19 protein-coding genes are annotated in these 24,727 nt (G+C 55.6%); 2 read left to right on the top strand and 17 right to left on the bottom strand.

Features of this window, described 5'->3' with window-relative positions; translation table 11 throughout:
• Nucleotides 1-54 precede the first annotated feature (54 nt).
• From L1F29_RS01875 to L1F29_RS01865, 3 genes are all read right to left on the bottom strand, one after another.
• Entirely contained in the window at nucleotides 55-1,488 is a 1,434-nt protein-coding gene (locus L1F29_RS01875; RefSeq protein ID WP_258386714.1) for an ABC transporter substrate-binding protein, read from the bottom strand.
• A gap of 104 nt (nucleotides 1,489-1,592) precedes the next feature.
• Nucleotides 1,593-3,140: a response regulator transcription factor gene (locus L1F29_RS01870; RefSeq protein WP_258386713.1), complete on the bottom strand. Its 1,548-nt coding sequence runs from the start codon at nucleotides 3,138-3,140 to the stop codon at nucleotides 1,593-1,595.
• Complete coding sequence (locus tag L1F29_RS01865; RefSeq protein WP_258386712.1) at nucleotides 3,141-4,877, bottom strand: cache domain-containing sensor histidine kinase; 1,737 nt, start codon at nucleotides 4,875-4,877, stop codon at nucleotides 3,141-3,143.
• A gap of 622 nt (nucleotides 4,878-5,499) precedes the next feature.
• Between L1F29_RS01865 and L1F29_RS01860 the strand changes: the two genes are divergently transcribed.
• Complete coding sequence (locus L1F29_RS01860) at nucleotides 5,500-6,309, top strand: serine/threonine protein kinase (RefSeq protein ID WP_258386711.1); 810 nt, start codon at nucleotides 5,500-5,502, stop codon at nucleotides 6,307-6,309.
• A gap of 576 nt (nucleotides 6,310-6,885) precedes the next feature.
• Here the strand turns inward: L1F29_RS01860 and L1F29_RS01855 are convergent.
• Nucleotides 6,886-8,079: an MFS transporter gene (locus L1F29_RS01855; protein ID WP_309252373.1), complete on the bottom strand. Its 1,194-nt coding sequence runs from the start codon at nucleotides 8,077-8,079 to the stop codon at nucleotides 6,886-6,888.
• 111 nt (nucleotides 8,080-8,190) lie between these two features.
• Nucleotides 8,191-8,904, bottom strand: a complete 714-nt coding sequence (locus tag L1F29_RS01850; protein ID WP_258386710.1) for an SGNH/GDSL hydrolase family protein — start codon at nucleotides 8,902-8,904, stop codon at nucleotides 8,191-8,193.
• A gap of 338 nt (nucleotides 8,905-9,242) precedes the next feature.
• Here L1F29_RS01850 and L1F29_RS01845 point away from each other — a divergent pair, with 338 nt between their 5' ends.
• A complete protein-coding gene (locus tag L1F29_RS01845; RefSeq protein ID WP_258386709.1) occupies nucleotides 9,243-12,428 on the top strand; it encodes a carbohydrate binding domain-containing protein in 3,186 nt (1,061 codons plus the stop codon).
• Nucleotides 12,429-12,587: 159 nt separating this feature from the next.
• On the opposite strand, the gene hflX is transcribed toward L1F29_RS01845, so the two are convergent.
• The 12 genes from hflX to L1F29_RS01785 form a co-directional block, all read right to left on the bottom strand.
• The gene (gene hflX / locus L1F29_RS01840; protein WP_258386708.1) at nucleotides 12,588-13,868 is read right to left on the bottom strand and encodes a GTPase HflX; all 1,281 of its coding nucleotides are present in this window, start codon (nucleotides 13,866-13,868) and stop codon (nucleotides 12,588-12,590) included.
• Between the two features lie 693 nt (nucleotides 13,869-14,561).
• The gene (locus L1F29_RS01835; protein WP_258386707.1) at nucleotides 14,562-15,233 is read right to left on the bottom strand and encodes a stalk domain-containing protein; all 672 of its coding nucleotides are present in this window, start codon (nucleotides 15,231-15,233) and stop codon (nucleotides 14,562-14,564) included.
• Nucleotides 15,234-15,506: 273 nt separating this feature from the next.
• Entirely contained in the window at nucleotides 15,507-15,953 is a 447-nt protein-coding gene (locus tag L1F29_RS34575) for an ATP-binding cassette domain-containing protein (RefSeq protein WP_258386706.1), read from the bottom strand.
• Nucleotides 15,954-16,115: 162 nt separating this feature from the next.
• Nucleotides 16,116-17,327, bottom strand: a complete 1,212-nt coding sequence (locus L1F29_RS01825) for a chromate transporter (RefSeq protein ID WP_258386705.1) — start codon at nucleotides 17,325-17,327, stop codon at nucleotides 16,116-16,118.
• A 244-nt stretch (nucleotides 17,328-17,571) separates the two neighbouring features.
• Complete coding sequence (locus L1F29_RS01820) at nucleotides 17,572-18,279, bottom strand: phytanoyl-CoA dioxygenase family protein (RefSeq protein WP_258386704.1); 708 nt, start codon at nucleotides 18,277-18,279, stop codon at nucleotides 17,572-17,574.
• A 276-nt stretch (nucleotides 18,280-18,555) separates the two neighbouring features.
• Nucleotides 18,556-19,224 carry a 3-oxoacid CoA-transferase subunit B gene (locus L1F29_RS01815; RefSeq protein WP_258386703.1) on the bottom strand — a complete coding sequence of 223 codons (669 nt, stop codon included), beginning with the start codon at nucleotides 19,222-19,224 and terminating at the stop codon, nucleotides 18,556-18,558.
• Between the two features lie 49 nt (nucleotides 19,225-19,273).
• Nucleotides 19,274-19,993, bottom strand: coding sequence for a CoA transferase subunit A (locus L1F29_RS01810; RefSeq protein WP_373876467.1), 720 nt, complete (start codon nucleotides 19,991-19,993; stop codon nucleotides 19,274-19,276).
• The gene (locus tag L1F29_RS01805) at nucleotides 19,983-21,182 is read right to left on the bottom strand and encodes an acetyl-CoA C-acetyltransferase (RefSeq protein WP_258386701.1); all 1,200 of its coding nucleotides are present in this window, start codon (nucleotides 21,180-21,182) and stop codon (nucleotides 19,983-19,985) included. The genes L1F29_RS01810 and L1F29_RS01805 overlap by 11 nt, the downstream gene beginning before the upstream one ends.
• Nucleotides 21,182-22,501 carry an MFS transporter gene (locus tag L1F29_RS01800; RefSeq protein WP_258386700.1) on the bottom strand — a complete coding sequence of 440 codons (1,320 nt, stop codon included), beginning with the start codon at nucleotides 22,499-22,501 and terminating at the stop codon, nucleotides 21,182-21,184. Before L1F29_RS01800 ends, L1F29_RS01805 begins: the two co-directional genes overlap by 1 nt.
• Complete coding sequence (locus tag L1F29_RS01795; RefSeq protein ID WP_258386699.1) at nucleotides 22,502-23,290, bottom strand: HpcH/HpaI aldolase family protein; 789 nt, start codon at nucleotides 23,288-23,290, stop codon at nucleotides 22,502-22,504.
• A complete protein-coding gene (locus tag L1F29_RS01790; RefSeq protein WP_258386698.1) occupies nucleotides 23,280-23,615 on the bottom strand; it encodes a cupin domain-containing protein in 336 nt (111 codons plus the stop codon). The genes L1F29_RS01795 and L1F29_RS01790 overlap by 11 nt, the downstream gene beginning before the upstream one ends.
• A 24-nt stretch (nucleotides 23,616-23,639) precedes the next feature.
• The gene (locus L1F29_RS01785; protein WP_258386697.1) at nucleotides 23,640-24,527 is read right to left on the bottom strand and encodes a DUF6282 family protein; all 888 of its coding nucleotides are present in this window, start codon (nucleotides 24,525-24,527) and stop codon (nucleotides 23,640-23,642) included.
• Between the last annotated feature and the right edge of the window lie 200 nt (nucleotides 24,528-24,727).

The following is a 24,727-nucleotide window of genomic DNA, read 5'->3' as shown; positions in this document are numbered from 1 at the left end:
TCCGGACGCGGAGCGGCTTGCCGGCCCCGGACCGGGCGGCATGCCGTACGTTCATTAGAATTGCGGCAGCACGACCGCCGCTTTATCCTTAGCCATGGCATCCTGTGCGGACTTCAGATCCGCCGGATTGAACTTGACGCCGGAGACGACCTTCGTGAGCACATCGACCATCGCGTTTGCGCTGCTGGTCGGCATGAAGGCGGTCAGCCCGTATGGAAGCGTAAGTCCGCCATCCAAGTACTGCTTCACCGTATCCATGACAGGATCGGCGAATTTCACATTCACGTCGGTAAACATCGGCAGGCCGCCTTCGCCTTCCAGCCATGGCGCCATAACCTCCGGGCTTAGCATGAGCGCGACCAAATCCTTGGACTCCTGAACCAGCTTCGTCTTGGCATTGATACCGAGTCCCGTGCCGGAAGCGAAGGTCAGGCTGCTCTTGCCCCCCTCGTCCATGAACGGGAAGAAGCCGATCTGAAACTTGTCATAGCCGCCTTTCTCGATATTTTCGGCGTTAGCCGAAGGCATCCAAGGCCCTTGCACGATCATCGCGGCCTCGCCGGAAGCGAACAGCTGCGCCGATTGCGGCCAGTCGATGCTGAGCGCGTTCTTATTGAAGTACCCTTTGCCCTTCATCGTGTCTACATGCTGATACACCTTCTGTATGACGGCATCGTCGAACGCCACCGTTCCGTCATACAGCTTCATGCCGTAATCCGCATCGGTCGGGAACGTGTAGGACTGCAGCCAGTTCATCAGAAACATGTTCGCCGTCCACAAATCCTTGAACCCGAGCGCGATCGGCGTCTTGCCGTCCGCTTTGATTTTCTCGCAGGCGTCAAGGAACTCCTGGACCGTCTTGGGCGGCTGAATGCCCAGCTTGTCGAACAGATCCTTGTTGAACCAGATCCCGCCGCCGATGTTGCCGGCTCCCGGCGCGCCGAACAGCTTGCCCTCGTAGGATAACGTCGGGTCCTTCTTGGCGGCTTCGTTCATCCGGCTTACCCAGGGCTCGCCGGACAAGTCCATCAGATTGCCCGCTTTCGCATAGTCAAGCGTCTGGTAGAACGTCACGTCCGGCGCCGTATCGGAAGCGAACTGCGCCTTCAGCTTATCGAAGTACGTCGAGCCGAGCGTAATGTCCCATTGGATCGTGGCGTTCGGATACAGCTTCTTGTATCCTTCTTCCACCGCTTTCTTGAATGCCACCTGATGCCCCCGCTCGTCAATGAACCAGGCGCCGGCGCGAATCGTGAACGCCTTGTCTTTCGCCGCACCCCCGCCATCATCCGCCTCGCCCGCAGAGTTTGATCCGGAAGAATCGCCGCCGGCGTTCTTGCCGGTATTCCCCGAATCCCCCCCGGAGCCGGTACCCGAATTGTCTCCTTGGCCGGCACCCGAGTTGCCCCCCGAATTGCCGCTGCATGCTGCCAGCGCCGCTACGACGATCAGCATCATCGCAAGCAGCAGTATCGCCCGTTTCTTCATCTGCGCACCTCTTTCTCATATGGTGAAATACGTGAACAATTGCAATTGTAACCGCTTACCAAAAAAGTCGGGATACTTGCATTCGGCTTTATCATCGTTCTATTTTACTGACGGTCCCGCCTGGCTGTTGCTTGAAGCTTGTATGCGCTTGGCGATACGCCGACAACTTTCTTGAACAGCAGGCTGAAATGGGCGTAATTTTTGAAGCCCGCCGCGTAGGCCGCTTCGTAGGCTTTCATATCCTCGCGCAGCAGATTGATCTTGGCCGCCTCGATGCGGGTCAGCCACAGCAGGTCGGAGAAGTTCTGCCCCGTCTCCTTCTTGATCACTCGGCTTAAGTACGAATAGTTGACATTCAATTGCTTGGCCACCGCCTGAAGCGTCAGCTCGCCCTCGTAGGCCTCGCCGATGATCTGCTTCGTCTCGGCGACCAGCCGCTTCGGCGCATGTTCCACCAGCTCGGCGATGCGGCTCGCGCAGCTTAGCATAACCAGTTCCACCTCGCGCATCATATCGGTCAGAATGACGCTGGACATCACTTTCTCCCGGATGCGCATCCGGGTAAGCGAATCAGGCTCCAGCCCGAAATCCTCCATGACACTCTCCGCCCGCTCGACCAGACGCAGACAGAAATGTTGGATTTCTTGCTTGCCGGCACCGACGGTCAGCATCATCCGGTACACTTCGCGAAGCGCTTCGGTGATCCCGGGCCGGTCGCCAATACGGAGCAGATCCGCAAGCCGGTTCGTGGAGAACGTTATCCGATGCTCCTTCTCGCTTCGAATGGACTTAATGGCGTCATAGGCAATGACCGACTTCTTCCCGAGCAGCATCCGGTACTCCATGCAAGCCTTCAGCTGCCGGATCGCTTCCGGCAAACGCAGCAGCGACGCTTCCAGCAGGCTGATGCCTACGGAAAGATGGAGCTCCGGCGTCATCGCCCCCCGTTCGATCATGCGCTTGGCAAGCTCGATCGCTTCCTCCTGCAGCGTCGCCGCGTCCACGGTTCCTCCCCGCAGCAGGACGTACAGCCCGGCGTCCGCCGTTCCTGTCCAGCAGGGAACGATCGATTGCTCGAGAATCGGCAGCAGCGTACCCGTCAGGCTTCGTTCCCGGAACGGGCTTCGCTCGTCATTCGTCCCCGCCACGGCATCCAGCTCCGCATACAACAGAACAAAGGATTCGTCGGATGGATGCTCCGCCAGCCACGCCCGCTTCTCTCCATCCCTATCTTCCGGAAGCGAGAACAGTGCGAAGAACGTCTCCTGGTGCTTCCACTCCAACTGCTGCTGCTGCCTTACCTGCTGCACGGCCCAGACCAGATCCGCCGCGACGAAAGGCTTCGTGATGAAATCCACCGCGCCAAGGCGTATCGCTTTCTTCGCATAGTCGAATTCATGGTAGGCCGATAGAAAAATAATCGGCAGCTCCGGCTGCTCCCGGCGGAGCGTCTCCGCCAGCAGGATGCCGTCCATGACCGGCATGCGGATATCCGTCAGCAGAATGTCCGGCCGCTCCCGGCGTGCGATATCGAGCGCTTCCGCCCCGTTCGCGGCAATAGCCGCTACGCTGCAGCGGATATCCGCCCATTCCGGCATAGCTGCAATGTAATCGCGGATTTCCCGCTCATCGTCTACAACCAGTATTCGCATCTAGATCCCTTCCCCCTGCCAAATTTGTATCGGCAGCGTGACCTTGACGGTGACGCTGCCGGCTTCGCGCGTCAGTACCGCGCCGTATCCGCTCCCGAAGTGATGCCGAATCCGGTCGTTCACATTGTCCATGCCCGAACCAAGGCCGCGCCCTCCGTCCTCCCGCCGCCGCGGCGGCGGGGGATCGTCCTCTGCCTCCGGGCTCTCCGGCTCCGGCGAATGGTTGCGGATCTCGATGGCAAGGTGATAATCTTCCTCCCTTGCCTCAATGTCGATCCGTCCGCCACCCTGCAGCCGGTCGATTCCGTGAATGATGCTGTTCTCCACAAGCGGCTGCAGGATCAGCCGGGGAACGGCGACGTTGCGAAACATCGCCGGCAGGTTGACGGAATAGCCCAGCCGTTCTCCGAACCGGTACTGGTGGATTTGCAAATATTTTTCCACGAAGATCAATTCCGTCTCCAGCGGTACGTAAATATCGCCCGGCGTGATAGAGAATCGGAAGATGCCCGACAGCTTCTGCACGACATCCGGGACGTACTTCGCCTTCTCGGGCGACTGCGAGATAATGCTGATATATTCCAGAATGTTATATAGAAAATGCGGATTAATGTACATGCGGATCGCCTTCAGCTCCGCCTCGCGCACCTTCAGCTCATTCTTGTAATTCGTCTCGATCAGCTGTTCCGTGCGGGTAACCAGTTGGTTGTAGCCCCGGCAGAGCATGGCAATCTCGTCCCGCCCTTTGACCTGCTGATAGACCTGATACTCCTCCAGCTCGGCCTTTCGCATAAGCCGGTTGAGCCGCCGGATCGGGTTCGTAATGCGCCTCAGAATTTGATAAGTCGCAATCACGACGGCCACCCAGGCCGCCAGCGTCACCGCAAGGGCGAACAGCGCCTGTTTCTTCACCAGCGTGCTCGCTCCCACCTTCGCCAGCCCGATGTATTGAAAATCGGCGTACTGGGATTTCTGCCTGACGACGAGCGAATCCCCCGCGGTATCGGCCCCAATCAGCTCTCCGATGTCCGATAGCTCGGCGGATGACAAGATGAGGTTGTCGGCATTCGCGATATAGAATGTTCCCGATTCATACGTTTCGTACAGTTGAGATGCGTTGACAGGGTCAACGGTCAGTACCAGCATGCCGATCTCCGTACCGGAAGTCATCTTGGCTCCCTCGGCATACAGCTTCAAATCGCAGGCCATCCGTTTATGGTCGGTGAAGAACGCCCACTGCGGAACTCCCTTGAATTCGAAGGGCAACAGACGGAAGGCTTCCACGTATTGTAACCGCTTACTTTCGTCGGTGGCATAAATACTCCCGCTTTTGCTGATCAGATAGATGTTGTCAATGAAATCTCCGACCTGGCTGCGTGCCTGCTCCAGCTCGGACTGCATCAATTCAGTCGCGGCGGCCTCCAGCCGGCTGCGGTCTCCCTCTGCCGCATCGGCCCCGGCCTTGGCATCCATGGCGAGCAGCGACAGAATGGACTCCTGCTGGCCCAGCTCCGACAACCGCTTGCGCACCTCGTAGAGCCGCGTATCGATTCGGCTCGCGGTTTCGTTCAGATTCTGCTGAACCGCTTCCGTATCCTTCTTCTCCAGCAGCTGGTCGGAACGGACATAGTAGGCGGCGCTGACGATCGAGAGCGGCACGAGCGTCAGGATGGAGTAAATAATGAGCATTTTGTACAAGAGTCGGGACTGAATCGTCCGGATGAGCCGGATTGGCATGTCCGGCGGCCTCCTTTCCATTACACCTTTGATAATCAAACGTGGTTAAACACTCGATCTTGACGCTTTTTAAAAAAGCAAAGGCTATCCCTCTAAACCATGCCGATTGTTTGGGATAGCCTTCTCGCCGCTATTAGGTCTGCATAACACGTTGCAGCGCCCTTGTCACTTGAGTATAAATCCGCTGTCGAACCGCATTGCGCCGCAGAACCGCAAAGGATTGCCTACGCCAACCTTTCCCGGGTGCATGTTTATCAGCTTCATAATCGTGTGCATCCACTGCAAGCATTAGATGTTTTTATTATATCTCACTCGCCCCGCTCCCTCCTACCATATATTCCATTATTAAGCATATTAAAAGTCTTGCATGTAGCTGCATTCACAAGAATGCGGCCGGCATGTTCACGCTGCGGAAAGAGTATCAAATGACTTAAAACTGGGGGAACAACAATGAAAGTTGATCCTAACAAGTTTGAGTTTGGAATCGAAAAGGAATATGCGATAATTTATAAGGGACGTGACTTTCATAAGTTACTCATTAGCATCACAACGGGTCGTAAATAATTTAAAGTCTATGGCGGACGTTCATGGTTCAACAACATTTAAGATTTCAGGAGGCAGCATGGGTCTCTTCGAGTATTTGAAAGGGGTATACGAAGCTTGGATCGACTATCCCAAAAGAGAGGGCATCTTCATCACGAACAAATACCGAATACAACGCTTCCTTGGCATTGGCAGCTACGGGTTGACCTATTTATGCCTGGATGCGGATTCCGGCCAAGAGGTCGTTCTGAAGCAAGCCAAGCCAAGCAAGGGGGCGGTCGGTCGAGATTTGTTGTACCGGGAGATTGATGTTCTGGGGCGGCTGCGGCATCCTTCGATTCAGAGATGCTTGGCGTCGTTCGAATATAAAGACCAGTTGTATATGGTAACCGAGCACTTGAAAGGACAGACGGTGGAAGATTTGATTTTCGAGCGAGGAGTAGTGTTTTCTGAAAAAGAGGCGCTTTGTTTCGTTCGCAGATTGATGGAGATTTTAAGTTATGTCCATGAACAAGGATTCGTTCATCTCGATATCCGGATACCGAACGTCATCTTGGATGGAGATCAGATCCACCTCATTGATTTCGGCTTGGCCCGTCGCTTGGGGGAACCGATTCGCACGGAACTCGGATCGAAAGTTGAGACCACGCGAAATAGAACCGTAGAAGCTCCGGACGATCTATATGCTGTTGGCCATTTTTTTCTTTTCATGCTGTATTCCGGTTATGATTCGTGCACGTTTGAAGATGAATCAAATTCAGGGTGGGAGGACGAGCTGAATGTATCGCCGATGACCAAGCAAATGCTTCGCAAGCTTCTCCAGATCGATCCCCCTTATCTGGGTATACAACAATTTATGCGGGATTTGGACGATTGGTTGAATCGATGAGTATATTAAAAAGAGCCGCTATATGCGGCCTCTTTTTTGATTAGCTAGAACTTTTATATTTATTTTTGTAGTAGGCGCGGCCTTGGTATTGGTGTCCGTAACCTTGGTCGGACGAATTCCGGCGACCGTAAAACTGCTTCCGATCACTGGAACTGTAGCGATGACGTTGCTTGGAATGTTGGACAGACGCAAATATTTTTCGGAGAAAACGCTTGAGCATTTCTTCATTCCTCCTTTGGCTTTAGTTTTTACTACGGGTAACAGGTCGCGAGGTTTCCAATTAAGACATGTTTTATCATTCCCACTAGGGAGAAAAAACAAGAGTTCCTGTTTTCTTGTCGGACAAAACAAGTGATGTAAACGCATGAGATTCAAGATAAATGAAGGAACAGTAAACCATGATAAGCGCTTATAAATGCTGGCAGCTCCCATGTCCGGAACAGCTGCTTGGATACCGCGAAGAAAGCCAAAGATCCGCAGCCCCTGCGGGCTGCGGATCTTTGGAGACTGCGGTATCGAAACGGTACATTATTCTGCGTGATAGCTTACGCCTTTAACCGGCGACTCTGCCGCCTGTCAGGCCGATTCCCTCGCCCCCGCCTTGCCCTTCGGGTGAAACCCGAAGCCGAGCAGCGCGAACGCGAGGAACCCCGCGCTCAAGAACAGGAAGATACTGTTGTCGGAGACGTAGCGCATCCCCAAGCCGCCGAGTGTCGGCCCCAGGATGCTTCCGATGCTGAAATGGATGGAGGCAATGACATTCGCCGCCGGCAGGATCGACTTGGGCAAAATATCCGCCGCATAGGCAAGCCCCAAAGAAAAGAATGATCCGACGACTCCGCCTGCGATGGCGAAGAGCACGAACAACAGCGCTACGCTGCTTCCAGCGGCGGGTATCGCGAAGAAAGCAAGCGAGCCTATGACTCCGCAGCCGATCAATACCGGCTTTCGCCCGATCCGGTCGCTCCATATGCCTAGCGGCAGCTGCAAGATCAGCCCCCCTATGCCGAAGGCCAATAACAACAGAGAGATCCAATGCTGGCTGAGCTCGATGCGCAAGCCATACAGCGGAAAGCTGCTGTTCATGGATGCTTCCATCAATCCGTACAGAAGACCCGGAATGAGCACGAACCATGCGGCTCGATAGGTGGTCACGAAGCGGTTTTCCTTCGCAGCCCCCTTCGCTGCCCGTTCGGGCAGCTCGTTCTTCATCCGCAGCACAAGCAGCAGCACGGTGATGAAGAACAAACTAGGCACAAGGAACGGAACCGCCCTGCCAAGCGGAAGCAGGTTGATGCCAAGCGGCCCAATGCTAAAGCCGACTCCGTATGACATGCCGTATAAAGAAATATATTTTCCCCGCGCATGCGCAGGACTGGAGCTGACGATCCATAGCTGGGTGGCAAAATGAAGCGCGCTGTCGCCTACGCCGACCAGCAGCCTCAGGACGAACCAGACAGCCAGCGAATGGGTGAACGGGAAGAGGATACTGGCAAGCGTGACCAGCGCGATGCCTGCCAATATAACTTTCTTGTAGCCAAATCGTACTACCGGCCTCTCGATAAAGAACATCGTACAGAAAATCCCGATATACATAGCCGCCGAGTTCATACCGTTCATATCCGGGGAGACGCCGGCGTCTTCGAGCATGATCGACAGCAGCGGCAGCAGCAGCCCTTGGCTCATGCCTGCGACGACGACGACCAGAAGTAATGTAACTAATCGATAACGGAAGGAAATGGAATCCGAAGAAATAACACCTGATGACAAACCTGCTGCACTCTCCTTGCATAACGAAACACCTGATTGCCCTTACCCATTCTATACTCGGCGGTCAAGTCTGACAACCGGTCTTTCATTGGCAATTAACGTGCCTAAGCTTTAGCCGAACGAACCCAGCAGCTTCTCCTCCAGTTCATGGCCCCATCGGACATGAAAATCGGAAGTCGGATGATTAATGCCATTAGACAGATAATCGTGGATATCCAGACCGTCCTGCTCCATTCTCTCCCACAGCGCATACACATCCAGCAGCGGAATATGGCGTTCGCGCGCGAGATCCCGGATCGCCCCGGCATAGAGAGCCAGCATTCCTTCTTCGGCCAACCGGATGAAGGCCGGCACAAGCGGCTTATGAATGTCCGCCACGCGTACGTTATTCTTCGTCATCATCATGCAAGGCGTCATCAGCAGCACCTCGGCTTCCGTCTCTGCCGTAACCCTGTCGACCAGATCGGCAAGAGCCCGGGCGAACGGCCCAATGCCATCGCGGCCGCCATGAGCATCGTTATGGCCGAAGCAAATCGTCACCAGATCGGGTTTGTACATCAGCACGTCGCGTTCCCAGCGATGCCGGGAAGCTTCCGCACCGTCTCCCGAGACGCCGGAGTTAATGACATTAACGACCGTCTCGGGATATCTCCGTTCCATCGCCCTCCGCAGTATTTGATGGTAGACATTCTCGTACTCTACAACGCCTGCCTGCATGCAGCCCTGCGTAACGCTGTCGCCCATGGCGACGTAGGTTACGGCACGCGCTCTTGCGTCGCCGGACTTCTCCCCCAGCCGTTCATGCAGCCGGTTAAATGGTTTCATGCTCCGCTCCCCCTGCTTCGTATTGTTATGCCGATAATAGCGTACTCCATATGGATAATCTTGTCTTTGTACGCTATCGACTTATTCCCCTTCTCGATGTCCGGTTGCAAGCATCACATGCCGATCTTTGCTCATATTCCACCTCTTTAGCGATTTCCACAGCCCAAAAACCTTTATATTCCGGGGTTTCACCTCGCAACCGGCACCTGAAGGGGAAAATGATAAATAGAATGAAAACCCTTTCTTTACGCCGCTAAATCCATTCTCTATGGTCGTTATAGGAGGCCGCCCGGCAACAAGGCGGCAGGTTAACATAAGAAATGGAGGTCGTATCTATTTTGCGAAGACGTTCATGGGTATCAGGCTTGTTGATTTTGTCATTGATGCTAGGCCTGTTTGGCTTTGCGCCATCTAAGCCGATAGCGGCAGCGGCGCCATCCGCCCCCTCGGCCGGACAATCGAATGAACCGGTGGATCTGGGCGCGCCGGTTCAAACCGCGCAAGCGATCGATGTTGAATTCGGAATTGAGGAAGGGGTTAACGTGGCGTACACAACCGTAACGGGCAGCGCCTCGGCAGGCGACTATGCCACCTTCAGCGTGCTGGATCTCGACAACGAAGTGCGCCTGCGCACTTACAAGCTGGAAGGCGCTTCGAACGCCTGGAGTCATACCAAGACACCGGATGGCCGGGTGTTTATCGGCGGCTCCAATAAGATGTTCGTGTATTCGCCCGTAACGAAGCAAGTTACCGACCTCGGGGTGCCGATTGCGGGATCAAGCTCCATCTGGTCGCTGACCTCCGATGAGCAGGGCAACGTTTACGGCGGCATTTACTCCGAAAGCGTGAAAGGCCGTATATTGCGCATCGACGCGCAAACGTTGGAAATCACCGATCTGCTTAACGGACCGGTCGACGCCCAGGAGGCCTATATCCGCAGCATCGTCTACCATGACGGCTACCTATATGCGGGCACTGGCTCCAGCAACGGCCGCGTATGGAAGATCAGCACGACAGAGCCTCAGCAGGACCAAACAAGACTCGAGCTTCCGGGCACGCCTTCGGATGATATCTACGCGGGCAAATATAACGCCATGGGGTTCGTCTATGCACTGAATATTCATGAGCATTATTTGTTCGCCTTCTACAACGGTCCGTCCATCATGCAGGTCTACGATCTGGATACCGGCCGCTGGATCGACGCCAGCTTCAGCAATATCCGCGGGGTTGAGGCTGCTACCGGCTATAAGGACGGCAAAGTCTATACAAGCAAGAAAGACAAGATGATGTGGGAAATCGATTTGGCTGCGATGACCGAGAAGCCGGTCATGCCGTTTGACGGCAACATCCGGCATAGCGAATGGCTCCAATTGCCGAACCAGCCGGATTTCCCGAGAGGCGCGATGGCCTCCATCTCGTTCAACGCCAAGGTGACGCTGTCCGATCCCGGGCTTCAGCTGCAGCGGTCGATGAAGCTGCTCGTGGACGGCCAGGGCATCAATCTTCAAGCGCTCGAAACCGGGCCCGACGGCAAGCTGTACATGAGTACGTATTTGAACTCGGAAGGCGCTCAGTACGATCCCGCCACGGGCAAATTCACCATATTCCCTCTAGGCCAAGCGGAAGGCATCGGTCATGTGGGCGACAAGGTATACTTCGGTTTGTATCCGAAGGCCGATATAGCCGTATACGATACGACTGCGCCGCTGTCCACGACGAAGGAGCCCGCGTCCTTGTTCCATATCGGCGAAGAACAGGACCGACCGTTCATCGTGACGGAAGGCGACGGCAAGCTGCTGCTCGGGACGATTCCCGGTTATTCGCAGACGGGCGGCGCGCTGACGATCTATGATCCCGCCGCAACGGAGGCGAGCGGCCAGCCGCAGTTCGAGGTGTTCCGCCACATTGTGCAGGATCAAAGCATTACCGGCCTGCTGTACCATAACGGCCTGATCTTCGGCTCGACGTCGATCTCCGGCGGCCTCGGAGAAGCGCCTGCCGGCGCCCGCGCCAAACTGTTCGTATGGGACATGGCGGCGAAGAAGAAGCTGTACGAGTGGGAGCCGACCATTGAGGGAATATCGAGCCTGCAGATGATCAGCGGCTTGACGCTCGGTCCGGACGGTCTGATCTGGGCGGCTGCCAATGGCGTGGTGTTCGCCTTTAATCCGGAGACGCGCGAGGTTGTAAAGTCGAGAAATATTCATCCTGATGTGACGTTATACGGCAAATGGCGTCCGGTTCATCAGCGCTTCAGCAGTGATGGGCTGCTATACTCCGATGCGGCAGGCAAGCTGGTCGTCATCGATCCGGAGACGATGGGCTGCACGCTAATCCGCGACAAGGCGAGCCTGTTCACCTTGGATCGCAACGACAATCTCTATGTGGCCGATGCAACCAGGCTGCTGCGGTATGCGCCTTTCGCAAAGCCGGAGGCTCCTGGCGGAGAACCGGAGGGTCCAAGCAAACGATACCTGGACATTAAGAATGACGGATTCGAGGATGTCAATGAAGACGGGTCGATTCCCGGCTGGACGATTACAAGCTTCCTGGAAGGCTATGCATCCGTGTCCGTAACGGATGAGAAGAGCGCTGCGGGCGGCAAAAGCGTGAAGCTCGTGGATTCAAGCGATAAATCGGCCGTCGAGCTGAAGTCCGATCCGGTGCGGGTGAAGCCGGGAAGACAATATACCGTCAGCTTTAATATGTACCTGGACGGATCCTTTCCGAATCCGGATTCGGATAAGCCGTTCAGCATGAGCCGCGCCTCCGTAGGCGTCCGCTATTATGATGCTGACGGCAAGGAGCTGAAGGTGACCGCGAGCGAGAACAACCATGTTGCCGGACCGCAGAAGAGCTGGATTCCGGTCGAAATGAATGTGATGGTTCCCGCGAATGCCGTTGAGATGCGGCTGATCGTCTTCTGCTCGCCATTGTGGGTAGCAACCGTATATTACGATGAAGTATCGGCCTATACGATTATCGATCCTTCCGAGGTGCCTGTCGTAAGCGCGGAAGCTGCAACCACGGACATTAAGGAAGGCGCTGATGCGACGCTGTCCGTGAAAGCGACGGAGCAAGCGGACATCATTGTGATGGAGGGAGACAAGGTCGTCGCGCAAGGAATCGGCGCCGGCGACACGCCGGTTACGCTGACCATTCCCGCACCTGGCGCCGGCGCGCACAATTACACCGTAACCGCCGATGTGCCGCTTGTCGCTTCGAGCGAACCGGCGGCATTGCCGACGATTCACGTACACCGCTTATCCAAGCTGGAGCTGAGCGAGGATTCGATTCACATGCAGGTCGGCGACGTCTATCAAGTCAAAGCCATTGCGGTTTACGGCCCCGTGACGGAAGACGTCTCGTCCGAGGCGATTCTCCAAGTCAAACCGGCCAAGACCGTGAACGTCGAAGGCAGCACAGTGACGGCTTTGAAGCAAGGAAACGCGAAGGTTACAGTCGCCTATGGCGGGAAGACCGAGGAATTGCGCGTAAAAGTGACTCAGAAAGGACATAAGTAAAGCAGCGAACGAAATCGGATGCGTCATAGAAGCCACGGCCGGTTACCATGATCTGAGAATGGCCGCAATGAAGGCTGACGATTCATGTCCGGTTGAGCTATCCTACGAAAGGGGGTTCCGAGGGGCGATACTGCCCCCCGGAACCCCCATTTACTATACTTAGGATTCAATCTCCGCCGTCTCTGCAAACAAATGCTTGTATTTCTCATAGTCCGCTTTCTTGCATTCCATCGTTAGCCGGGTTCCTTCCGGCTCATAGCTGGTCTCTTGGACATTCGCATTGGCGTTGAAGTAAGCGACCAAACGGCCTTCCGCGAACGGAATGGTTACCTCGCATTGCATATAATCCTGGAAGATCCGATCCTTCACCAGCTCAATCAGCTCGTCGAGCCCCGCTTCTTCCTTGACGGAGAGATACACCTCTTCTCCTTCTACCTTCGGATACCGCTCGCCAGTCAGATCGGCCTTATTGTAGGCATAAATCATCGGAATATGATCGGCGCCCAGCTCCTTCAGCGTCGTATTCGTCACTTCAATGAGCCGTTCGTACTCCGGATTGGAGTAGTCGACGACCTGAATCAATAGATCGGCTTCGGTGACTTCTTCCAGAGTGGAACGGAACGCTTTGACCAGATAATGCGGCAGCTTGCTGACGAAGCCGACCGTATCGGTAAGCAGAAACGACTTGTTATCCGGCAGCTCAATGCTGCGAACCGACGTCTCCAGCGTGGCGAAAAGCATATCCTTAGCCAACACCTGTTTGTTGGAAGCAGGCATGTAGCGATTCAGAATCGCGTTCATGACGCTGGATTTGCCAGCATTGGTATACCCGACAAGACAGACGATCGGCACGCCGGTTTTCTGCCGCTGTCTGCGCTGAACCTGACGCTGCCCAACAAGCTTCTCCAGCTCGGTCTGCAGAGCGGAGATTCTCTCCTCGATGCGCCGGCGGTCGAGCTCCAGCTTCGTTTCGCCCGTTCCTTTATTTTTCATGCCCGATCCGCCGCCTTGACGGCCGAGCGATTCACGCAAGCCGACGAGACGCGGGAGCATATATTGCAGCTGCGCGATTTCCACTTGCAGCTGAGCTTCACGCGTTCGAGCCCGCTCGGCAAATATATCGAGGATCAGAATCGTGCGATCAATAACCTTCTTCTGCAGCGCGCTCTCCAAATTGCGGATTTGCGAAGGGGACAGCTCGTCGTTGAAAATAACGGTCGATGCATCGACCCCTTCCACAAGTGCGGACAATTCCCCGATTTTTCCGGTACCCAGATAATGAGAGCTATTGATCTTGGCAGCCTTCTGGCTCAGCTCGCCGGATACCTCAATGCCGCATGCATCCGCAAGATTGCGCAGCTCCTCCATCGAGTAAGCAAAATCAGGCCGATCCTGCAGATTAACGCCGACGATAACGGCTTTATTGTTCGGTTGTTCCATATCGAAATTCCTCCTTTAGGTCGATCAACTTTAGTTAGAGTGAAGCCAAAAAAACGCACGGGCGCTATGGCCTGTGCGTTCGATTTACGAATAGAGGAAACTTGGGATCATACCCTAACGGAAGCCGCAGCTTGCCGCTTAGCGGTATAGAGGTCATGTCGGACAGCAATACAAAAGATACCTGCCTCACCTCATGGGCGAGCAGCACAATCATACGCAGCCGAATATATATTCCTTATAAAGGCAGCACGAGTCCTGTATCCTGGTTCGTCTCGTGGTGTGAAATCCTGCATATGGGTTACCTTTAATCGGACAGACCTATCCTGAGTCCTCTGCACACAGGCAGAGCCTTGGCGCTATTCAATTAGCCGCGCAAAGTTCTAACTCGGATATAATCTATCACGGTAACCCTCCGTTCCAATTTAAGTAAACCCATTCTAACATACGTTTTAGCAGGATTGCAATTCATTATAGAAGCGAGGCGATTCCCCCCGCTGCGGAACGGTCAGATCAGCGCACCTATCCAATCGCGCGGCATGAAGGATGCTAACTGTCCGAGGCGGCACGCAAGTTTCGAGAGTTTGTCGTCCGGAGCTTTGCCGAATTATCTTGGCATTAAATGTTTCATTTACGAAACAAGAGAACCCCCTGCCCGGAGAAAAGGGCGGAAGATTCTCTCGATTTGAACCTGTTTTACTTATAGTATGATGTCGTTAACGGCACGAACAGTTTACCCTGGCCTTTCAAATCGCCGTAGATGTATAGCTCGCTCACGCCTCCGATATCGACGACAATCGTCTTCAGGCCGTCGGCGACCGTCACGGATTCCTGCTTCAGGATGATGTCCTTGTCACTGTCCTTAATGACGAGCTCCTCGACATCTTCCCCGATCGCCGCCACTTGCAGATACAGCTTCTGGTATTTGCCTTTCGGGTACAGCATGAAGGAACCGCTGCGGTTGCCGGTGGCATTATTGAAGTACACGTCTTTATAGTCTTTGCCGTTGAACGTCGTCATCTGCGGATCTTTCGTCCGATACATATCCTCGAAGCCGTCCGCGATCGGCGTTCCTTCGGTTTTCTCGCCGATGGACACCGTCTTGGTCTTCGTATCGTAATCGACCGCCACGCCCAGTGCGCCGGAGACGGCTCTCACAGGCAAATACGTCGTCCCGTTATATACGATTGGCAGCGTCGGCACTCCCTTGTCATTGGTTGGCTGGAACGCCTTGCCGTTCACCGTCATCTTCAGGCTCTTATCGAAATAAGCCTTGATTTCCTGCAAGTTCGAGCCCGCGAAGGCTCCGGTCCCGGCACCAAGCATCATGCTGGCCGCCGAGATCGTTACGATCCACTTCTTCTTCACTCCGGTCAACTCCCTCTGAATTGTAAAAACTGTAAGCAGGTCCTAGTATAGTGAATAAAGCTGGCGGCAACAAGGCACGAGGAATCTATTTATCTTCCATAAATTGGTTAATCATGTGTCTAAAGAACCACTTTTACTTGATATTTAGACATTGGCTATGTTCAGCTTAACAGACAAAGGGAACACCGGACGAAGCGTAACTGAAGAGCATACCCCGTCCTATTTGGCATCTAAAAAATAAGGCCAACCCTCCGCGAGACTTGGGGTTGGCCTTTATTCGGATCCGCTCTTATTCCGCCAGATGACAAGCGACGGCGTGTCCGTCCTCCGACGTTCTAAGCTCTGGCATCTCCGATTTGCACCGTTCCACGGCGAACGGGCAGCGCGTATGGAACCGGCAGCCAAATCCACGAACTGCATCTCCCGGCGCACGTCACGCATCTGTTTGCGGTTCAGCCCCGTAATTTCCCGCCCGTCAAAATGGATCGTGCCTTCCGTCGGCTCGATCAGCCGCAGCAGAACCTTGGCGAGCGTCGATTTGCCGCAGCCGCTCTCGCCGACGACGCCGACGATTTCGCGTTTGTATAGCGTAAGGTTGACCTTATCCAGCGCGTGCACCTTCTGCTGCGCCGTGGCAAGCAGGCCGCCGTTTACCGGGTAATGCTTCGTAAGGCCGTTCGTTCTTAACAGGATGTCCGTGAAGGAGACCGCTCTGGGCATCTCAAAGCAATTCGGCTATCGCACGCCGGACGAGCCGGCTTCCGGGGAAGCCGGCTCTTAAAGGGCGTTATCGCGGACGCCATGGGGCGGATCCGATTATGCTCTGCAGGAATTCAATGCGGGGATTCATAGTTCGCAGCCTGGGGAGGGTATGTCACGTGATTAGACGAGCGCAATCAACGTTCCGCCCATCGCTCCTGTGATCACGATAACCCACGGCGGAAGCTTCCAAAAGACGAGCATCGCGAACAGAATCGAGACCAAGGCAAAATCGGCAGGAGCCAGAATCGCCGTCGTCCAGAGAGGGTCGTACAGTGCCGCCAGCAGGATGCCGACAACCGCCGCGTTGATCCCGGCCAATGCTCCCTGAACCTTTGCGCTTCTCCGCCATGAATTCCAGAACGGCAGCGCCCCCACGATCAGAAGAAACGCTGGCAGAAAAATAGCCGCCGTGGCTAGTACAGCTCCTGAAACCCCGCCCATCATCGCGCCCAAGTACCCGGCGAAGGTGAACAGCGGTCCGGGTACGGCTTGCGCCGCGCCGTATCCGGCCAAGAAATCGGCCTCGCCGACCCACCCTGTCGGCACGACTTCCCGTTCGAGAAGCGGAAGGACGACGTGTCCTCCGCCAAAAACAAGCGATCCCGACCGATAAAAGCTGTCGAATACGGCTATCCAATCCACAGCAACCATGTTCCGCAGCAGCGGCAAGAGAATGAGCAGTCCGAAGAAGACAGCCAAACATAGCACGGCAGTCCTTCGGCTAACAGGGACCGATAAACGGGACGCTTCCGGCACGGCTGTTCTTCGATATAACACCATGCCGATCATGCCCGAAGCAGCAATAAACAGGACTTGGCTGAAGGCGGTCTGCCACAACAGGGTAGCGGACGCAACCAAGATTGCGATCGTTGCCCTGCTGCGGTCGGGAGTCAGCTTCTGCCCCATGCCCAGTATGGCCTGCGCGACGATGGCCACGGCGACGATCTTAAGACCGTGAATCCATCCCGCGCCGCCTATATCGAAGCCCTGCAGCAAGAAAGCGAACAGAACCAGCGCCACAACCGACGGCAGCGTAAAACCAAGCCAAGCCGTCAGCCCGCCGAGCAGTCCGGCGCGGATAACGCCGATGCCGATGCCGACCTGACTGCTGGCAGGACCGGGCAGCAGCTGGCATAATGCGACCAGATCCGCATAGCTGCGTTCGTCCATCCACCTGCGGCGGCGTATGTATTCGTTATGAAAATAACCCAGATGCGCGATTGGGCCTCCGAATGAGGTAAGACCGAGCTTTGCCGATACCGTCAACACCTCCAGAAGAGACTGCGCTTTGCTCCGGGGCTCATGTTGGAGGTCGGCATCCTTCTTTTCCACGCGTTGTTCCCCTTCCCTTGATTAATTAGGTTCCGTCGGATACTACGACGACGAATCGACGTTCATCCATCCGTCCGTTAGGCGCCCATGCCGTCCATTCAATATAACATCTGAGAATATTTCATCTCTACCTCAATAAAGGGATTTACAGCTTCTTCATATCCGAAGGCAAAACAAACAGCCTCAGTCTGATGGAAGCTCTAACTAAGGCTGCCGTCTCTGGCATCGCTCATCGATGGTCAGTTTAACGGGGATTGCTCGACAATAGCTCCCGATCCAGGAGCGGCTTGCCGGTTTCGGCGTAACGGGCCGTGTACGATGAGGCTTGAAATGCGAAAGCGCGTCTAGGCTTGTCCGTATGATTGCCTTTGCTGTGATGAAGCGTTTCCCGATGAAAGAATACGGCGTCTCCCGGCTTCATCGGCTTGCAGGGCATGCCGTTCTCCGGTACGGCGGCACGGCGGTGCGCGCCTCCCTCATCCAGATTCGGCTGTCTCCCTAATCGGTGCGAGCGGGGAGCGATCCAAAGGCCGGCATTCTCCTGCGTAATAGCGTCCAGCGCTATGAAGCCGTTCAGCATATGACCGAGGATATGCGTGTACTGGTTATCCTGATGCCATTCCAGCCCTTTGCCGCGAGGCGGAACGACGGCGTACATGCCCATCCACAGACGCACGGCGTCGCCAAGAACCCCTTCCAACACCCCTACAACCTTAGGATCCCGGAGCATCCGGGCGGTAGCCGGATACTGCAGGCCGTGCTTGTCGTAGTGCGTGAACGGGTTGGACCTCCATTCCCCGCCGCCCGAGCCGTTCGCGAACGCTTCCTGTTCTTCATTGATCGCTTCTACGGTCTCCGGAGTAATAAAACCGGGCGCATAGAAATATCCCTCCCGGTAAAATTCCTCTACCATCTCGTCTGTAAGCACGAAGTGAGACACAGCCGCCGACATAGCAATCCCTCCTTTTGTGATTCTATTATTCGGCTGCCGCCGTCCGTTTCCTGCATAAGCGTCAATAAACCCTGCAGGAGAGTATAGAAGAAGCTAGGAACCCCTAAGTCCTCTGTAAGCTATGTAAAAAACGAGATTATTCCTCGGAAGGGCTTATCGGCCCTCCATAGGAATAACCTCGCATTGATGAAGACATACCCGCATACGAGAGAACGAATTTCCGCGGAGCAGCGCAATCAAGCCCAATCCTCGCGAGGACTGGGCTTTTTCTGCCTATTAATAAGCGTTCAACGCGACATCATCCGCAACGAGCAGCTCCGCCTGCGTGCACGCCTTAATCTCGTTGACGGTATAACCGGAAGCGATCTCGACAAGACGCAGACCGTCCGGCGTGACGTCGATAACCGCCCGATCCGTGATGATGCGGTCGACGACGCGCTTGCCCGTTAACGGCAGACTGCACGACCGCAGGATCTTGGGCTGGCCGTCTTTGTTGACATGGTCCATGACCACGATGATTCGCTTCGCGCCATGCACCAGATCCATCGCTCCGCCCATTCCCTTGACCATCTTGCCGGGAATCATCCAATTGGCCAGATCGCCCTCGCAGGATACTTCCATTCCGCCCAGAATCGCCAAATCGATATGCCCGCCCCGGATCATGCCGAACGATTCCGCGCTGTGGAAGTAGGCCGCGCCTTCGGCTGCGGTGATCGTTTCCTTGCCGGCATTGATGAGATCCGGATCGAGCTCGTCCTCCGGCGGATAGGGACCGATGCCGAGCAAGCCGTTCTCCGACTGCAGCACGACCTGCTTATCCGACGCCAAGTAATTCGCGACCAACGTCGGGATGCCGATGCCGAGGTTCACATAGAAGCCGTTCTCGATCTCACGCTCCGCCCTCCTGGCGATCCGTTCCCGAACCGATATTTTAGTATTATCCATAGCTGCAATCATCATCCTCTCCCGCTGCCCTGCCGGGCACGGCAACGTGTTACGCCCGGACCGTCCGCTTCTCGACCCGCTTCGTCTGCCGGCCGGCAATCAGCCGCTGGACATAGATGCCGGGAGTCTGGATCGTTCCCGGACTCAATGTCCCGGTTTCGACGATCTCCTCCGCCTCGGCAATCGTAATGTTGCCCGCCGCCGCCATGATCGGATTGAAATTCATCGCCGTCTTGTTGTATACGAGATTTCCCATCCGGTCCGCTTTCGCGGCGAGAATTAGGCTGAAGTCGGCCGTCAGCGACTCCTCGAGCAAATATTCCTTGCCGCCGAACACGCGCGTTTCGCGTTTGTCCGCAATCGGCGTGCCGACGCCCGCAGGCGTGTAGAAGGCCGGAATGCCTGCGCCGCCTGCGCGGATTTTCTCGGCCAGCGTGCCTTGCGGAATGAGCTTCACTGTAATTTCACCCGACAGCGCCTGCCTCTCGAACTCTTTATTCTCGCCTACGTAGGAGGCGATGATGGTACGAATCTGCTTGTTTCGCAGCAGGAGCCCCAGGCCGAAGTCATCCACGCCGCAGTTGTTGGATATGATCGTCAAATCCTTGACGCCCTTCTCCACAAGCGCCGCGATCAAATTCTCCGGAATGCCGACCAGACCGAAGCCGCCGACCATCAACGTCGCTCCGTCCTGAATATCCGCAATCGCATCCGCGTAAGAAGCTGCTATCGTCTTCACTGTCCATCCCTCTCCTTCTTCAGCCGGCATTCGGCCGCTCGACGATTGTCGCGACGCCCTGCCCGCCGCCAATGCAGAGCGCAGCCAGGCCGTAACGCGTCCTGCGGCGGTTCATTTCATGCAGCAGCGTTACCAGAATGCGCGCACCGCTGGCGCCGATCGGATGGCCGAGCGCAATGGCTCCGCCATTGACGTTCAGCACATCCTGGTCGAGCTGCAATTCCTGCGCGACCGCGAGCGATTGCGCCGCGAATGCCTCATTCGCTTCCACAAGCCCCATATCCGCGATCGTCAAGCCGGTTTTGACAAGCGCCTGACGAACGGCCGGGACAGGCCCGATGCCCATGACGGCCGGGTCTACGCCGGCAGAAGCGTTGGCGCGGATGACCGCCAGCGGGGTAAGCCCATGCTCCCGCGCTTTCCGGGCACTCATCAGCACCATCGCGGCTGCGCCATCGTTAATGCCCGAGGCGTTGCCCGCCGTCACATGGCCGTCACGCTTAAACGCCGGACGCAGCTTGGCTAGGTCCGCGAGCGATGTATCGCGCGGATACTCATCCGTATCCACGACGAGCGTGCCGCCTTTGCGCTGCGGAATCTCCACGGGCACCGTCTCGTCCGCAAAGCGCTTGTCCGCCATCGCTGCCGCCGCCTTCCGCTGGCTCTCCAGCGCGAAGCGGTCGAGCTCCTCGCGGCTCAGCGAGTACCGGTCGCACAAATTTTCGGCTGTCACGCCCATATGGTAATCGTTCGCGGCGCACCACAATCCGTCGCGGATCATGCTGTCCACGAGCGGATGATCGCCCATTCGCAAGCCGCCCCGCGCACCCTTCACGAGGTACGGAGCTTGGCTCATGTTCTCCATCCCGCCGGCGACGGCGACCTCGCTCTCCCCTGCGAGGATCGACTGCGCCGCCAAGTGCACCGCCTTCAAGCCGGAGCCGCATACCATATTGACCGTTAGCGCCGGCGTTTCTTGCGGCAAGCCTGCCGCAAGAGACGCCTGGCGCGCCGGATTCTGGCCAAGTCCCGCCTGCAGGACGTTGCCCATGATGACTTCATCGACGTCCGCGGCGTCAAGACCGGCCCGCTTCACCGATTCCCGGATCACCAGGGCGCCCAGCTCAACGGCGCCCACATCCTTCAACGCTCCCTGAAAACTGCCGATCGGCGTCCGTACGGCACTGACTATGACAACATTCCGCTCGTTCCTATCCATTATAAATCCACTTTCTTGGTCTCAGGCCCGAGCAGTGCGCCAATCGTAATGAACAAGCCGCCGATGACCAGAATGACAATCGGTGTAAATTCGTAAGGCATGAAATTCTTCAGGCCGAGCATGAAGAACGGCGTCAAGGCCGGTATGACCAGCGCCAGGCTGTAACCGATCCCGTAGCCCGAAGCGCGCACGCCGGTGCTGAAGCGCTCGGAAATATACGACGTCAGAACGCCGAATACCGGAATCGCCAAACAGTTCACAAGCACAACGAGCACGATCAGCTTCGTCGTATTCTGATAGCCGCCGTTCAGCAGCATGTAATAAAAGATCGGAGACAGGGTGAAGCTCAGAATGCCGAAGATGAGCAGGACCGTTTTGCGTCCGATTTTTTGGCTGATGGCACCGGCGAAGATAAACAGGAAGAACATGATGACGTTGGTCACAAGCTGAGCGTTCGTCGAATCGACACTGTTGACGTTAAGATATTTGAGAATGCCGGGCAATGACGAGACAATCGCGTTCGTGACGAACCATACCCCGCTCATGACGAGGAATACTTGGCCCAGCAGGGACAGGTTCTTTTTGCTGAACAAATCCTTGATCGGATTCTCCGCCTTCTTCGATCCTTCCCATACTTTCGATTCTTCGACATTCCGATACGTATAGACGAACAGGATAAAGCTCAGCAGCGCGCCGATAAGGAAGGGAATGCGCCAGCCCCATACCGCATAGAGGGACGTTGCGTCGCCCGCCGGGAACAGCTGCAGCGTGCCGAGCGTCGCGAGCGATACGACAATCGTTCCGGTTGGGAATCCCGCATTAATGAGGCCACCGTACATGCCGCGCTTATTCTTGGGGGCATATTCCATGGCCAGCGGATTCGCGGACGTATATTCGCCGCCCATGAAGATCCCCGAGATCAGCCGAAGAGCGGCCAGCAGCAGCACGCCGCCGAGTCCCAGCGTCGCGTATCCCGGCAAACAGGCGATGAGCAGCGTCGTGACGCCGATGCCCATAATCGAGATGAGCGTCGTCTTTCGGCGGCCGATCTTGTCCCCGGCATAGCCGAAGATGAACGATCCGATCGGACGACCGATCAGGGACAGCACGAAAATCAAATAATAAAGCGTTGTGGACAGCGTCGGCGACATATCCGCAGGCTGGAAATAGATCATCGCCGGCGCAAGCGCTATAATAGGCAGGTACACGTCGATCATATCGACCGAGAAACCGAAGTATGCCGCGATTAAGGCCTTCTTGCCCTGGCCGTTCTTGTTGGAGCTTTCTGCAGCAGCTGCCGAAATGGTGCTTGTGCTCATCTAAGATTCCTCCGTATCTTCGAGTTCTATGGTACTTTTCGTCCGGACGACAGCATCGAGAGCTTGTTTAAAGAATGCCACGTCGGACGACCATACGATGTAAGGAATATGCTGTTGAAGCGCAAACTTATATTGCGCCGCATTCGTGACGGCAATGCCCGGTATCTTCCCCGTCTGCCGGCAGGCATCCAATATCGATTGGACAGGTCCGGCCAGCTCGCCTCCGATATAATCAGTCCCAGCAATCCCTAAGCAGACGCTTAAGTCGAGCGGTCCGATGAACACGACATCCAGTCCTTCAACGGCGCATAACTCATCGATTCTCTCGTAAGCGTTTACAGTTTCGACGTGAACGATAACCGTACTTGCTTCATTCTGATCCGCCATATAGGTGTCCGGCGTGTGGCCGAATCCTGCGGCGCGGTGCGCATAGGTGAGTCCCCGCGAGCCGTGAGGCGGATATTTGGCCTTGTCGACAATTTCCCGCACCTCGTCCGCCGAGTAGACTTGCGGAACCTGAACGCCAGCGGCCCCGAGGTCGAGTGCCCGCAGAATGGACATCCTGCTGGCATCCGGAACACGGATGATGCTGCTCATGCCGTGCAAATCGGCAATCCGCACCATCCGCTCCGCCTGTCCAAAGTCAAGCGTCGTATGCTCCATATCGATCACGATGAAGTCGAAGCCGGCGTACCCGAGCAATTCGATGGTTTCCGCCGAGTCGATCTTGACGAACGTCCCGACTTGGGGCTTGCCGGCCAGACGCTTCTTGAACCGATTAGGACGCATATTCATCCCTCTTCGGCGTGAACACATCCAGGTTATAGACCGGCTCGTCGCCTACCACTTCCGCATAATGCGTTACATTCGGCGGCACGGCGAGCAGCCCGCCCGCTTCCAGCAATACGGACTCCTCACCGATGTGGAATTTCACTTTGCCGCTTAGAATATAAACGATTTGCTCATACGCGTGACTATGCGGCTTCGGCTCGTGTCCGGGCTGCAGCACGTGAAGAGCGAGCGTCGCGCCTTCTCCACTGAACGCCTTGCGCGTTACGCCTTCACGGACGAGAACCTCCTGCAGCGTATTCCAGTTGGCAGCTTTCATACTCATGTTGATATCCTCCTCTGTTGTCCATTATCCTTCCGCCAAGAAGGTCGTGTTCCTGACCGTCATGAACTTGATTTCATCCTTCGAAAAGCCGTTGTTGTACAAATTGGTGACGAAGGTGATTAACCCTTCATCGGGATACGGATTGCTCGTCTGACCCAGATCGCTGGAGAGGATGCAATTCTCCGGCCCGACGAACCGAATCGTCTCGTATAGCGCATCCCAGTCGATGCCGTAATGCGGCGTAATGACGCCGAAGCACTGCTCCATATAAGCGCCGAGCCCGGCCAGTTCCTTCTGCTCCTCCTTTGAGAGATTGACCGAAGAGAATGTCGGATGCGTTACGACGACCTTCCGCAAGCCCTGCTGCTTCGCTTCGGAAACGAGCGCATAGATCTCTTCCTTGCCCAGATGCCCGGTAGCGAGAATAAGGTCGTTCTTCGCGGCGATATCGAGCACCTCTCGCACATTCTGTTTCAGCTTCCCGTCTTCCAGAATCGTGATGCCCGCCTGCACCTTGCCCTGCTTGCTGAGCTCGAATTGCACCTTCGCCCAGGGCGGCAATTCTTCATAGCTCGTCTGATTGAACATGTATTCCATTTCGTTGGCCGCATCGAACGTGGGCATCCATATGATTTTCGCCCCGACCCGCGCAGCCATCTCCACCGCGACCGGATTGATGCCGCCCACCGTATGGTTGAGGCACAGCGCGCCGATTGGATTGAGATCGGGATACACTTTCTTAACGATCCTCGCGCGCTCCCCCGTGCAGAAGTAGTGGGATTTTATGCCGAAGCCTTTCATCCCGATTTTCTGTATACGTTCCGCCATGTCCAGATCGTCCAGCTTCCGCGGGCTTACGTCCGGTCCTGTGTGTACGTGCAGATCATACGCGCCTTCCAGCAGTTCTTGCATCGCTTTCTCCTCGCCTTCTGTCGATTCTTAGGTAGATCAGGCCGTCAAATAGGTGTAATTAGATATCATAATTCATAAATCATATATCTTTTAGTTCATAATCATATATTAAAAGTATTGATGAAAGAAATCAATAGAAAATGAAAACGTTTTACACTTGAAAATACTAGAAAATATACTATGCGTGTGTTTATGATGTA

The sequence above is a fragment of the Paenibacillus spongiae genome, from assembly GCF_024734895.1.
GTDB classification, from domain to species: domain Bacteria; phylum Bacillota; class Bacilli; order Paenibacillales; family Paenibacillaceae; genus Paenibacillus_Z; species Paenibacillus_Z spongiae.
The sequence above is the reverse complement of the archived record's forward strand: the minus strand, read 5'-3'. Positions and strand labels throughout refer to the sequence as shown.

What these genes read in the sequence shown, in the direction of transcription:
- L1F29_RS01875 (WP_258386714.1), bottom strand. Translation starts at nt 1,488, where the DNA reads ATGAAGAAACGGGCGATACTGCTGCTTGCGATGATGCTGATCGTCGTA.
- L1F29_RS01870 (WP_258386713.1), bottom strand. Translation starts at nt 3,140, where the DNA reads ATGCGAATACTGGTTGTAGACGATGAGCGGGAAATCCGCGATTACATT.
- L1F29_RS01865 (WP_258386712.1), bottom strand. Translation starts at nt 4,877, where the DNA reads ATGCCAATCCGGCTCATCCGGACGATTCAGTCCCGACTCTTGTACAAA.
- L1F29_RS01860 (WP_258386711.1), top strand. Translation starts at nt 5,500, where the DNA reads ATGGGTCTCTTCGAGTATTTGAAAGGGGTATACGAAGCTTGGATCGAC.
- L1F29_RS01850 (WP_258386710.1), bottom strand. Translation starts at nt 8,904, where the DNA reads ATGAAACCATTTAACCGGCTGCATGAACGGCTGGGGGAGAAGTCCGGC.
- hflX (WP_258386708.1), bottom strand. Translation starts at nt 13,868, where the DNA reads ATGGAACAACCGAACAATAAAGCCGTTATCGTCGGCGTTAATCTGCAG.
- L1F29_RS34575 (WP_258386706.1), bottom strand. Translation starts at nt 15,953, where the DNA reads ATGCCCAGAGCGGTCTCCTTCACGGACATCCTGTTAAGAACGAACGGC.
- L1F29_RS01820 (WP_258386704.1), bottom strand. Translation starts at nt 18,279, where the DNA reads ATGTCGGCGGCTGTGTCTCACTTCGTGCTTACAGACGAGATGGTAGAG.
- L1F29_RS01815 (WP_258386703.1), bottom strand. Translation starts at nt 19,224, where the DNA reads ATGGATAATACTAAAATATCGGTTCGGGAACGGATCGCCAGGAGGGCG.
- L1F29_RS01810 (WP_373876467.1), bottom strand. Translation starts at nt 19,993, where the DNA reads ATGCCGGCTGAAGAAGGAGAGGGATGGACAGTGAAGACGATAGCAGCT.
- L1F29_RS01805 (WP_258386701.1), bottom strand. Translation starts at nt 21,182, where the DNA reads ATGGATAGGAACGAGCGGAATGTTGTCATAGTCAGTGCCGTACGGACG.
- L1F29_RS01800 (WP_258386700.1), bottom strand. Translation starts at nt 22,501, where the DNA reads ATGAGCACAAGCACCATTTCGGCAGCTGCTGCAGAAAGCTCCAACAAG.
- L1F29_RS01795 (WP_258386699.1), bottom strand. Translation starts at nt 23,290, where the DNA reads ATGCGTCCTAATCGGTTCAAGAAGCGTCTGGCCGGCAAGCCCCAAGTC.
- L1F29_RS01790 (WP_258386698.1), bottom strand. Translation starts at nt 23,615, where the DNA reads ATGAGTATGAAAGCTGCCAACTGGAATACGCTGCAGGAGGTTCTCGTC.
- L1F29_RS01785 (WP_258386697.1), bottom strand. Translation starts at nt 24,527, where the DNA reads ATGCAAGAACTGCTGGAAGGCGCGTATGATCTGCACGTACACACAGGA.